This is a genomic window from Diaphorobacter ruginosibacter (assembly GCF_014395975.1).
In the GTDB taxonomy this organism is placed as follows: domain Bacteria; phylum Pseudomonadota; class Gammaproteobacteria; order Burkholderiales; family Burkholderiaceae_C; genus Diaphorobacter_A; species Diaphorobacter_A ruginosibacter.
On record NZ_CP060714.1, the window covers coordinates 3,260,348 to 3,272,543 of the forward strand.

General features: G+C 64.3%; 7 protein-coding genes. 4 read left to right on the forward strand and 3 right to left on the reverse strand.

Translation table 11 applies throughout. The annotated features are described in order from the left end of the window. Window positions 1–87: 87 nt before the first annotated feature. Window positions 88–3,891 carry a DUF748 domain-containing protein gene (locus H9K76_RS14855; protein ID WP_246475039.1) on the reverse strand — a complete coding sequence of 1,268 codons (3,804 nt, stop codon included), beginning with the start codon at window positions 3,889–3,891 and terminating at the stop codon, window positions 88–90. 853 nt (window positions 3,892–4,744) lie between these two features. On the opposite strand from H9K76_RS14855, the gene H9K76_RS14860 reads away from it, so the two are divergent. The 4 genes from H9K76_RS14860 (at window position 4,745) to H9K76_RS14875 (ending at window position 9,642) form a co-directional block, all read left to right on the forward strand. Beyond that, window positions 4,745–5,647 (forward strand): lytic transglycosylase domain-containing protein, encoded by a 903-nt coding sequence (locus tag H9K76_RS14860; protein WP_187596146.1) that lies wholly within the window; start codon window positions 4,745–4,747, stop codon window positions 5,645–5,647. A 266-nt stretch (window positions 5,648–5,913) separates the two neighbouring features. After that, the gene (gene glyA / locus H9K76_RS14865; protein WP_187596147.1) at window positions 5,914–7,158 is read left to right on the forward strand and encodes a serine hydroxymethyltransferase; all 1,245 of its coding nucleotides are present in this window, start codon (window positions 5,914–5,916) and stop codon (window positions 7,156–7,158) included. Between the two features lie 27 nt (window positions 7,159–7,185). Beyond that, the gene (gene nrdR, locus H9K76_RS14870; protein WP_187596148.1) at window positions 7,186–7,641 is read left to right on the forward strand and encodes a transcriptional regulator NrdR; all 456 of its coding nucleotides are present in this window, start codon (window positions 7,186–7,188) and stop codon (window positions 7,639–7,641) included. 279 nt (window positions 7,642–7,920) lie between these two features. Next, on the forward strand, window positions 7,921–9,642 hold the full coding sequence (locus H9K76_RS14875) for a methyl-accepting chemotaxis protein (protein WP_187596149.1): 1,722 nt from the start codon (window positions 7,921–7,923) through the stop codon (window positions 9,640–9,642). Here the strand turns inward: H9K76_RS14875 and aroC are convergent. Further along, window positions 9,573–10,676 (reverse strand): chorismate synthase, encoded by a 1,104-nt coding sequence (gene aroC, locus H9K76_RS14880; protein WP_187596150.1) that lies wholly within the window; start codon window positions 10,674–10,676, stop codon window positions 9,573–9,575. The genes H9K76_RS14875 and aroC overlap by 70 nt on opposite strands. Before the next feature lie 73 nt (window positions 10,677–10,749). After that, window positions 10,750–12,192 (reverse strand): CoA transferase, encoded by a 1,443-nt coding sequence (locus tag H9K76_RS14885; protein WP_187596151.1) that lies wholly within the window; start codon window positions 12,190–12,192, stop codon window positions 10,750–10,752. Between the last annotated feature and the right edge of the window lie 4 nt (window positions 12,193–12,196).

Genomic DNA, 12,196 nt, shown 5'->3' on the forward strand with positions numbered 1-12,196 from the left:
TTTGACCCGGTTTTCGCCCGACCCTCCCGGGAAACCATTTCAGGAGTCCGTCTCCGGGTGGCCGATGGCGTCAATAAATCATAAAAATCACTGCGCTGCCAGCGTCAGTTCGGCCTTGGGCGACCATGTGGATTCTGCAGCAGCCTCGGTATGGAGCTTGCCCGCGCCGACAAACAGACGATCGATCGGCACCTTGCGGCTGGCAAGGTAATCCCGCACCGCCACGCCGCGCCGCAAGGCGAGCTCCTGGGCTGCATTGTCCTGCAACTGTATGTTGGCAAGCAACAGAGACTCCATCTCGGCATCCGGCAGGTCCTTGGCAAGCCCCACCATGTTGCGCGGCTTCTTGATGTCCGCGCGCTTATAGGTGTCCTTGAGCAGGGAGGAATACTCCGCCGGCTCGACCACCGTCACGCCAGCGGCATCCTCGCCATCGCGCGACGCCTTGCGACGCTTCTGCGCGAGCACCATCTCGTTCAGGCGCTGGCGCTTGATCGCCTCCTTCTCCGCCTCCGGATCGGCCCAGCCCACCACGGTCATCTTGATCGCGGGACGGTCGATCAGCGATGTGGCGATCTTGTCGAGGTTCTCTCGCGCCGCAGTGCCCAGTTCGGCGCTGCCTGCCTCGAATGGCACGCCCCCCTGCTCGTCGCTGCCGCCGAAGGCGTTGGCCAGCAGCGAGAAAGGCGCGGTGACCGCCTTCATGATGAGATTGCCGATGACCTTGAGGATCACCCCTCCGAGGCTGAACTGGGGATCGTTGAGCGAGCCGCTGATGGGCAGGTCCACATCGATCACGCCATTGCGGTCCGCCAGCAGCGCCACCGCGAGGCGCACGGGAAGGCTGGCAGGCGCGCCCTTGACCTCGTCGCCAAAGGCCAGCTGGTTCAGAACCAGCTTGTTGCTGGCCGTGAGCTGGCCGTTCGGATCGATCTTGTAGGCCACGTCCATGCTGAGCTTGCCGCGCTCGATGCCGTGCCCCGCATACTTGATGCTGTAGGGAGAGAGCGGCGGCAGTTCCAGGTCGCGCATGCGCGCCCGGATATCCAGCGCCAGCGGCTTCGCCAGAGGATTGATCTTGCCGGACACCTCGACGGCAGCGGTGCCCTCGGCCTTGCCGCTGAGTTGCAGGTCCGCCATGTCGTAGCTCTCGGCTCCCGCCGGTCGGACCGACGAGAATGCGCTCAGGCGGCCATTGAGTTCCGTCAGATCAGTCGAATAGTTCGGCTTCACGAAATGGTCCGTGAAATACATCGCGCCACGCACGATGTTCACCGGACCGAAGCGGATGACGGGTGCCATCGGATCAGGCGCCTGAACGGGAGGCACCACCTGCGCGACCTGTTTCCCGGCATCCTGTGAGGCCGCCGGTGCGGAGGCCTGCGCGGCGGCATCGACTGCCTTGCCCTCCTCCGTCACGGGCCTGCCTTGCAGATCCTGCAGGTTGATGCGGCCATTCTCCTGAATGATCACGCGGGCAAAGAAGTCGCTCAGCGTGGTTTCCTGCACGTCGACGGACAGCGGCCTGTCGGGCACCACCTCCACCGCCAGCCCCTTGAGGCCCAGCGTCTTCCAGTTGAGCAGATCCTGCGCATCGCGTCCCGTCGCCAACCCCTTCGTGGCCGTGTCGGCCGCATCGGCGCTGCGCACGCGCACATCATCGAGCGAGAGATGGCCCTTGACCGACGCCGTGGGGCCCTTCTCCCCCATCAAGACCTTCACGTCGCCATTGAAGCTGCCGTCCGCCCGGAGCAGGCGCAGATTCAGGTCCTTGGGCAGATAGGGCTGAGCCACGTGCAACGGCAATGCCGTGGCCTGAACCTTGCCATTCACGGCCAGGGGCTCGAGCCCGACATTGCCGTCGTAGCGCAGGCTGCCCGGCTCGGCACGCCCGGAGCCGGCGACGCGCGCCGACACCTTCACGGGAAAAACGCCACCCTTCTTCGCCGGAAAACCGACATCGCGCACATTGGCCTGCAGCGCGTTCACGCGCAGGAGCATCGGCTGTGCATTGACCGCGTCGCGCACGACAACAGCGCCGTCCTTCAGGTCGACCTCACCCAGAGCCACAGTCCATGCGGCACCTCCGGCATCCGCGGTCGATGGGGACGCAGCGGATTTGGAGGCCACCAGCCAGTCCTCGTACATGAGGCGGCCGTCCTGGGCACGCTCGACATACAGCCTGGGCTGGGCCAGCGCCAACCTGCCCAGACGGACTTCGCGGCGCGCGAGATCGACAAGCGTGTCCTTCAGCTCCAGCTCGCCCAGTTCGACCAGCGTGTTGCGCTGCGCTCCGGGCACACCCGCGGCCGCCAGCGTTCGGCAGCGATCACCGGCAGTCGCACAGGTCAGGGCGACATTGCGCAGCCTGCCCTCGCCCACGCCGGCCACCAGACGGTCGCCATTGCGGGCAATGCCCACGTCGGCGTCAAGCTGCCCTCCCAGCAGCGGCACGATGGCACCGCGCAGATACGGCGCGGCCCAGTCGAGCGGCAGGGCACGCAGGCTGGCCGCGACCTTGGCCTGCTCCAGATCGGCGCTGCCGTCGAAGCCCAGCGTGGCCGGGCTCTTGGCCACTGCGCCTTTCGCATCGACCGGCGTGATTTCCGTCTTGCCCGTGAACACCACGGGCTGCTTCATCGGCCAGAGGATGGCCTTCGCGCCGATTTCCAGATTCTGCAGTGCAAGGTGCGCAGCCTCCCCGGCCACAGCCTGGTCGCGCCAGTCCACCGAGCCTCCCTGCAGGCCAAACGCATCGACCCGCACATTCCACGCAGCCCGTGCCGGTTTGTCATCCTTGGCCCGCTCACCCGCGTCCGTGGATGCAGGGGCGGGCGTGGAGGAATCAGGCGCGGAAGCGGAAGCCCCCATGCCCGGCAGCACCAGATTGCCCTCGCGATCACGCCGCAGCGCAAGATGCGGGCCCTGCCATTGCACCGACGACACATGCACCAGGCCCTTGAGCGGCTGCGCGTCCGCCAGTGCCACGTCCAGCTTTTCGAACGCGACCAGGGACTCCGCCTGGGCATCCGCCACCTTCACGTCACGCAGCGCGAGCATGCCGCTCACACCCACTTCGGCCTGCGCCTTCTGCTCGAACACCAGCTTCAGGTCGGCATCCAGCAGACCCGACTGCAGGCGCACCGGAATGGACGCGGGAATATAGGCGGCAAAGGGCGCCAGATCGAAGCCGTCGATGCGAAAGTTCGCATCCGCCTTGCGGTTGTCCGCAAACGGCGTGGCCTGCGCCGTCGACTCGAACGGGCTGCCATTGAGCGCGAACGCCAGGCGTGGCGTGACCTTCACTGCGCGATCCGCGTCGAGATTGCTCAGGAAGGGAATGGCGAGCTCGAGCTTGCTCAGCTCCTGCTTGCGGTCCACCACACGGTCGTCGAACTCCATAGAACCATCGCGCAGCACGATGTTGTAGAGCGCGAAATGCTGGGGATCGCCCTTCTTCTCCGACTTGGGCTGCGCCTCGATGCGCTTGAGGATGTCGTCGAAATCGAACCGGCCCTCGGCCACATGGGCCACGCGCAGGCGCGGCGCATCGACCTCGACGGCATCCAGCACGGGCGCCAGCTTCCACAGGGATTGCACAGCGGCATCTATATATATGCGGCCGATCTCCAGTTGCCTCGCGGCGCCATCCGCGCTGGCGATCGATACATCACGAACCGTGAGCTGCAGCGCCCAGGGCTTGAACTGCACCTCCCCCACCTTGACCTGCCGCCCGAGGAACTCGGAGCCGTACTTCTCGACATTGCTGCGAAGCAAGGGCGGCACGGCCAGCCATGAAATCACCCCCAGCAGCAGGATGGCCGCCAGCAGCCAGACGACACGTCGAACCCACTTGTGGGAGCGGAAAATTTGAGCAGGAGATTTGGACACTCTCTTAACGCTTTCTTATGCGATAACGGGATTGCATCAGAAAACGCGCCTCTTGTTTTGTAAACAAGCGCAAAAGTCGGGCGGATCCCCGATGTACAGCGCCTTTTCACGGCTCCAGGGCTCAAGGCAATGGGTGAGAGCATCGGGGCTGCACACCAGCCCGAGGAAGCGCCCCAAAAAGTAAGCCCGGAGGCTGGCGTCACCAATCTCCGGGCTCGATGGCGGACACAACGGCCCTCTGCCACCTTTTTGCTCGCCGGGAGAGTTGCGTCCCAACGTGCAGAGGACAAGGTATTGCCCTCATGGGGGCTGCAAAAACTCCGTACTTTCAAGGTGGCACTGCATGCCTTGCACAAGAACGCTTAGGAGTCTTTTCAGCGATGCCATGCATTCAAGCAGGCAGGAACAACGTTACTCCTGCAGCCTGGAACGTGCCAGATGTTTATCTCAATTGAAGATCGTTATTGATTGATGGTTTCGTTTTTGCACGATTTTCGCCACTTGTTGCCTCAGGCCATTTTTCGCCTTGCGAGCCCCTTGAATCCAGCAAAACTGTGGATAAACACATATTTTTATAGACAATTTCATTCTAACAAACGTGTTTTTTAGTATTGACCTAGAATTTAGAGACCTCCTAGAATCCGCCATTCACAAAAAAACGGGTTTACCCCAACCCGACTACATGCTGCTGACAGCGGCTTTGTGTCAGTTCATCTTTCCTCGCCCACCCACGATGCGTGCGAGCCAGATTCGAACTTGACCCCCATCCAGGCGAAGAAGCCTGGCAAGGATGCGCGTGATGACGACGCCCATCCTCGACTCAGGATCTCTTCAACTCGAGAAAGGAAAAGCTGTGACAGCTTCAGGATCAGTGCTCGCCGGCATTCGGACATTTGGCTCAGACGTCGTGGACGGTTTCATGGAGCTCACCCACAGCAGCTTCGCGCTCATCGGCCTCGCCGTGGCCTTTGCCTGCATCACGCTGGCAGCCCGCCCTGACCTGCGCAGCATGGGAGAAGATCGCCTGCGTACCTGGCTGCATGACCGCCATGTCGCCGTCATCGGCTTCCCGGTGGAACCTGGTGCCGTCGATCGCGCAACCGCGGCCAATCCCAAGGAGCTGCCCCGCGAGCAGGCCAAGGTGGCCTTCTGGCTGAGCAAGAAGTACCGCGTGGCGCCCGAGCCCATTGCCGCCCTGGTCTCCGAGGCTTATTCCATCGGCGCGCGCACCAAGCTCGACCCCACGCTGATCCTCGCCATCATGGCGGTCGAGTCGAGCTTCAATCCGTTTGCCCAAAGTTCCGTGGGCGCCCAGGGCCTCATGCAGGTCATGACCCGCGTGCACAACGACAAGTACGACGATTTCGGTGGCAACCTGGCAGCGTTCGACCCCATCACCAACATGCGCGTCGGCGTGAAGGTGCTGCAGGAGTGCATCTCCCGCGCGGGTTCGCTCGAGGGCGGCCTGCGCTACTACGTGGGTGCGGCCAACCTGCCTGACGACGGTGGCTATTCCACCAAGGTGCTGGCCGAGCACTTCCGCCTGCGCCAGGTGGCCAACGGCCAATCGATCCCGACCACCAACGTGACCCCCGCCCCGCTGCCGGTGGCCAAACCCGTGGCCACGCCCCCCGTGGTAGCGACCAAGGCCGCGTTGCCCGCTGCCGCAGCAGCATCTGCCGAAGCGGCGCCTTCCACGGCCACTTCCGACACCCCCGCTCCCACCTCCGAAAAAGTGGCCATGCTGGCCCACTGACATCCTGATCGCCTCTGCCCAGTCAGTTACACTAGCGGAGTACGCGACTGGCGATAGGCGCGAGGCAGACGTTCGAGACGCGCCTCGCCGCTGACGTGGATCATGTCGGGAGGCAAGTCCCTTCTGCAAACCACTGGGGAGCGTGCCGCACAGGCCATGGGTTAGTGAGTTGATCGTTGTGAGGGCCTGCTGCGTTCCGCCGTTCGCCTGGGCAGCCCTTGTCGTCAATGTCGACGGCCAAGGGACTTCCAATGCATAGGACTGCCATGTATCAACGCAATATTCTTGTCGAACAGACCGATCCCGAACTCTTTGCAGCCATCCAGGCCGAAAACAAGCGCCAGGAAGAGCACATCGAGCTGATCGCCAGCGAAAACTACGCTTCGCCGGCGGCGATGTGGGCCCAGGGCACGCAGCTCACCAACAAGTACGCCGAAGGCTATCCAGGCAAGCGCTACTACGGCGGATGCGAATACGTGGACATCGCCGAGAAGCTGGCGATCGACCGCGTGAAGGAACTGTTCGGCGCCGATGCCGCCAACGTGCAGCCGCATTGCGGTGCCTCGGCCAACGAAGCCGTGTTCCTCGCCTTCCTCAAGCCCGGCGACACCATCATGGGGATGAGCCTGGCCGAAGGCGGTCACCTGACGCACGGCATGCCGCTCAACATGTCCGGCAAGTGGTTCAACGTTGTGTCCTACGGCCTCAACGAGAAGGAAGAGATCGACTACGACAAGATGGAAGCGCTCGCCCGCGAGCACCGCCCCAAGCTGATCGTGGCCGGTGCCAGCGCCTATTCGCTCGAGATCGACTTCGCCCGTTTCGCCAAGGTCGCCAAGGAAATCGGTGCGATCTTCATGGTGGACATGGCCCACTATGCCGGCCTGATCGCCGGCGGCCAGTACCCCAACCCGGTTCCGCACGCCGACGTGGTGACCACCACCACGCACAAGAGCCTGCGCGGCCCGCGCGGCGGCGTGATCCTGATGAAGGCCGAGCATGAGAAGGCCATCAACAGCGCCGTGTTCCCCGGCTTGCAGGGTGGCCCGCTGATGCATGTGATCGCTGCCAAGGCCGTGGCCTTCAAGGAAGCGCTGTCGCCCGAGTTCAAGGAATATGCACGCCAGGTGAAGCTGAACGCGCAAGTGATCGCCGAGACGCTGACGAAGCGCGGCCTGCGCATCATCAGCGGCGGCACGCAAAGCCACGTCATGCTGGTCGACCTGCGCGCCAAGGGCATCACCGGCAAGGAGGCCGAAGCCGTGCTGGGCGCCGCCCACATGACCATCAACAAGAACTCGATCCCGAACGATCCGGAAAAGCCGATGGTCACCAGCGGCATCCGCATCGGCTCGCCCGCCATGACCACGCGCGGCTTCAAGGAAGAAGAAGCCCGCATCACGGCCAACCTGATCGCCGACGTGCTGGACAACCCGCGCGACGAGGCGAACATCGCCGCCGTTCGCGAGAAGGTTCACGCACTGACCTCGCGCTTCCCGGTCTACCGCTGATTTCCGGTCTACCTGCGGAGCCATCCCATGAAATGCCCCTTCTGCGGCCACCCGGAAACCCAGGTTGCGGAAACCCGTGTGTCCGAAGACGGGGATTTCATACGCCGCCGCCGCCGCTGCGGCGCGTGCGACAAGCGCTTTACCACCTATGAACGGCCCGAGGTCAATTTCCCCGCCATCGTCAAGAAAGACGGCAGGCGCGTGGAATTCGACCACCAGAAGCTGCACGGATCCTTCAAGCTCGCGCTGCGCAAGCGACCGGTGAGTGTGGAGCAGATCGATGCCGCCATCGAGCGCATCGAGGAAAAGCTGCTCAACCTCGGGCAGCGCGAAGTCCTCTCCGCCCGCCTCGGCGAGCTGGTGATGCGCGAGCTCAAGAAGCTCGACAAGGTGGCCTACATCCGCTTTGCCAGCGTGTACCGGAGCTTCGAGGACATCGATGACTTCCGTGCCCTGGTGGATGAAGTCAGGCCGCAGAAGTAAGAAGAGAAGACACAGGCTTCATCGCGAAGCAACGGACCTCCTCGAAGGCCCGGTGACGGTGTCCCTCTCACCTCGGGTGGCATGTCTGCACGCCCTATCCTCCGTCCCCTCCCGGCCCACATGACGCGAGGGAACACAGCTATTGCAAACCCAAACCACCCCAAAAGATATCGATAGACGCGCACTGGCACTTGCTTTAACGTAAGGCTTGCCATCCGTGTGCCGAATGAGTCGTGGTAGCGCCTACGTCAAGCCGTCCTCTGCCCAGCATCGATCCATATGACCCACCTATCCATCAAGAGCAGGCTCTGGCTGCTCGTCCTCAGCCTGCTTGTCGTATTGGCCGTCGTTTCAGCGGTCCTGTTCCAGCAGCTTCAGGCAGCCAACGACAGTCTGGCGAGCGTGCACGAGAACCAGGTGATGCCGCTCAGGCAGATGAGCGAAGCGGCATCGGGATACAGCGACGGCGTGCTGGTGCCCCTGGACAGGGTGATCGCCAATTCCATCAGCCCTGCAGAAGGCGCCGCGCTGATCGCAGAAGGCCGCGACCGGGCCAACAGGAGCTGGAGCGCATTCCTCCAGACCCGGCTCTTTCCAAACGAGCAGGTGGCGGTGGACAAGATCCAGCCGCTGCAACGACAGGCCAACATCGTCATATCGGAGATGATCGAGAAGCTGCAGGCAGGCTCCGTGCAGGAAGCCGCCGCACTCAAGGAGTCCGTGCTCACCCCGCTGATGGTGAGCATCCTGGCGGGCATGGAGAGCATTTCCGACATGCAGTTGGTCAACAGCCGCCAGACCTCGGAGGATTCTGCCTCCGCCATGCAAGCCACCCTGACCGCGATCGGAGCGGCGCTGCTGGTCTCGCTGGCGGCGTGTCTCGTGGCGGCATTCATGCTCATCCGCAAGATCACCGGCAGCCTGGACCACGCGGTGCATGTGGCCGAGCGTGTGGCTCGGGGCGACCTTTCGGGTCAGATCCACGTGACTGGTAATGACGAAATCGCCCGCCTGCTGCGTGCCCTTGCCGCCATGAACGACAACCTGACGCAGATTGTTCGCCGTATCCGCGAGAGCAGCGAATCGGTGTCGACGGGATCAACCCAGATCGCAGCGGGCAGCAACGACCTGTCTCACCGCACCGAGGAACAGGCCAGCAATCTGCAACAGACGGCAGCCTCCCTCGAGGAACTGGCCGCGACGGTACAGCAGAATTCCGCCAACGCGGCCCAGGCCAAGCAACTGGCGGCCGCCGCTTCCGTGACCGCGGTCGACGGCGGCGAAGCCATGCAGCGCGTAAACCGGACCATGGCCCACATTTCAGGCAGCTCGGCAAAGATAGCGGACATCATCAACGTGATCGATACCATTGCCTTCCAGACCAATATCCTGGCATTGAACGCGGCCGTGGAAGCCGCACGCGCAGGCGAGCATGGCCGCAGCTTCGCGGTGGTGGCCGGCGAGGTGCGTTCGCTGGCCGGGCGCAGCGCGGACGCCGCCAAGGAGATCAGCGCCCTGATCAACCAGAGCGTTGCCGAAGTGAGTGATGGCGCGCAGCTGGTGGACGAAGCGACGCAGACGATCGGCACCCTGACCACCCAGGTCCGCGACGTGGCGGCGCTGGTGGGACAAATCAACACGGCCAGCCAGGAGCAAAGCGAGGGGATCTCGCAGATCAGCGATGCCGTGGCGCAACTGGACCGGGTGACTCAGCAAAATGCCGCGCTGGTCGAACAGAGCGCGGCGGCGGCAGCCAGCCTGAGCCATCAGGCAGGCACGCTGACGCAGCTGGTGGCCACGTTCAGGCTGAATGTCCGCAGCCACGGCGCCGGAACCCCCGGGTCGGGCGCCAGGATGCTGGCCACGAACGCCGCCTCACGCAGAACGGGCCTGCCCATGGCGCGGCGGCCAGGACAGGAGCCGGACCAGGATCAGACCGAGCGGGTGGACGCGGCGATCGGAGCCAGCCCCGAATCCACGTCGCCGCACTGGCCGCGATGACGCAGCGCATGGTCCATGATCACCAGCGCCAGCAGCGCCTCGGCGATCGGCGCGGCACGGATGCCCACGCAGGGGTCGTGGCGGCCCTTGGTGATCACTTCCACCGGTTCGCCCAGCGTGTTGATCGAATTGCGCGGGCTGATGATGGAGCTGGTCGGCTTGATGGCGATGGTCACCTCGATGTCCTGCCCCGAACTGATGCCGCCCAGGATGCCGCCGGCATTGTTGGTCTCGAAACCCTGCGGCGTGAGCGAATCGCCATGCGTGGTCCCACGCTGCACGATGCTCTCGAAACCCGCACCGATCTCCACGGCCTTCACCGCATTCAGTCCCATCATCACATGCGCGATGTCGGCGTCGAGCTTGTCGTACAGTGGCTCGCCCAGGCCCACCGGCACGCCCGTGGCCTGCACGCGCACCCGTGCGCCGCAGGAGTCGCCCGACTTGCGCAGCCGGTCCATGTAGTCCTCGTAGGCCTGCACATCGGCAACGGGAGCAAAGAACGGGTTGTTCGGCACGTGATCCCAGTTCTCGAAGGGAATCTCGAGCTCGCCGATCTGGGTCATGCAGGCCCGGAACTGCGCACCGTACTTTTCCTTGAGCCATTTCTTGGCCACCGCACCCGCGGCCACCGTGGGTGCGGTCAGGCGCGCGGACGAGCGGCCTCCGCCGCGGGGGTCACGAATGCCGTACTTCTGGAAATACGTGTAGTCCGCATGGCCGGGGCGAAAGCTCTGCGCGATGTTCGAATAGTCCTTGCTGCGCTGGTCCGTATTGCGGATCAGCAACGCAATCGGCGTCCCGGTGGTCTTGCCTTCGTAGACGCCCGAGAGGATCTCCACCGCATCCGCCTCGTTGCGCTGGGTGACATGGCGACTGGTGCCGGGACGGCGGCGATCCAGGTCGATCTGGATGTCCGCCTCGGTGAGGCTCATGCCCGGCGGGCATCCATCGATCACGCAGCCGACGGCCGGTCCATGGGATTCACCGAAGTTGGTGACGCAGAAAAGTGTGCCAAGTGTGTTGCCGCTCATAAGGCGTGCATTATCGTCCAAGCGCCCTTTGTACAGCGCAACTGGCAAGCGTCATTCCAGATCGGAGAGGTCTTCAGAGCCAGGCCGGCAGGTCATGGCCCGGCGGCATCGAAGGACGCGTCCAGCGCGCAGGCGTTCGCGAAAGCAGCGCCGCGTGGCTGACGGCTTCCAGAGCGCCAAATCCACTTTCGCTGCGCTGCAGCCAGGGAGCCACCAGGTCCTGCGGCGCACCCGCCGCGGGCGAAGGCTGCACCGGCCTGCGTCCCAGGCTGCGGAGCCATTGCGCAACACGCGCCAGCGACACCTCCACATGCCAGCTGCCGCCTTGCGTTGCCTGCCGTAACAGCGCCGCCTGCACACCGAAGGCCAGCAGGAACCCGGCGCAGAAGTCGAGGGTCTGCATGGGCAAGGCGCGCGGCGTGGTCTCGCCGAACGCATCGGCCTCGTCGCGGTTGATGCCGCTCACCGTCTGGACCAGCGAATCAAACCCTCGCTTGTCCGCCCACGGGCCGCTGCGGCCATAGGCGCTGAGGCTGGCGTGAACGATGCCCGGGCGCAGTCGCGCGACTTCGTCCACGCCGAACCCGATGCGCTCCAGGCTGCCGGGCCGGTAGCCCTGGATGAAGACATGCGCATCCGCTATCAGGCGCTGCAACTGCGTGCGATCGGATGACGCCTGCAGATCGAGCAGCGCCGATCGCTTTCCCCGGCTCATGTCGGCAATCGATTCGATGTTGGGCAGCAGCGGCGAGTTGATCATCAGCACATCCGCACCATAGGCAGCCAGCGTGCGCGCACCGACAGGGCCCGCCAGGATGCGCGTGAGGTCGAGCATCCGCAGCCCTTCGAGGGGACGCTCGCTTTCGGTCTTGCCCGGCCACGCCAGCGGCGGTGCGTCGGCCGTACGCGTGATCCGCACCAGGGGTTGCAGGGCAATGGCCTGTTGCACCTCGCCGGTCTGCCATGCCTGCGAGGATCGGAGTGCCGCCACCACCAGGCCCGCGCCGGTGGCCCGCGTCTCGAAATCGATGGCATCCCAGCCTCGCAGTGCCGCGGCCACCTGCGCCTTCGTGGTCTGTTCGCCCTCCGCCAACCCCAGCAGGCGAAGCACGCCGTCGCGGTGATGCGCGAAATTGGCATGGATGCGCACATGCCCAGTCCGCCCGATGCCCTCGCCGCAGGGGTAGAGACCGGAAACGGGCGACCAGATGTCCGGCCGCTTGCCGTCGAGCGTGAAATAGCCCGTGGCCTCGGCCAGCGCATGCTGCACATCGACGCTCACGCACTGCGCCTCGACCCCGGGTGATCGCAAGCGATCGATTTCGGTGGCGGCCAGCGCGGCGGCTGCCTGCGCCGCCTGGGTTGCCACCCCTACCGCGAAGCTACTCGGGAAACCGTGCTCCGCCCCCAGCAGCGTCACACGCTCAAGCGCGGTATCGGGCAGCTGCGCATCACGCCAGAGCTCGCTCAGAGCCTGCCGTGCGGTCTTCGGTTCAGGAAGGAAAGATGTGTTCATGGAT

What these genes read in the sequence shown, in the direction of transcription:
- nrdR (WP_187596148.1), top strand. Translation starts at nt 7,186, where the DNA reads ATGAAATGCCCCTTCTGCGGCCACCCGGAAACCCAGGTTGCGGAAACC.
- H9K76_RS14885 (WP_187596151.1), bottom strand. Translation starts at nt 12,192, where the DNA reads ATGAACACATCTTTCCTTCCTGAACCGAAGACCGCACGGCAGGCTCTG.
- aroC (WP_187596150.1), bottom strand. Translation starts at nt 10,676, where the DNA reads ATGAGCGGCAACACACTTGGCACACTTTTCTGCGTCACCAACTTCGGT.
- H9K76_RS14875 (WP_187596149.1), top strand. Translation starts at nt 7,921, where the DNA reads ATGACCCACCTATCCATCAAGAGCAGGCTCTGGCTGCTCGTCCTCAGC.
- glyA (WP_187596147.1), top strand. Translation starts at nt 5,914, where the DNA reads ATGTATCAACGCAATATTCTTGTCGAACAGACCGATCCCGAACTCTTT.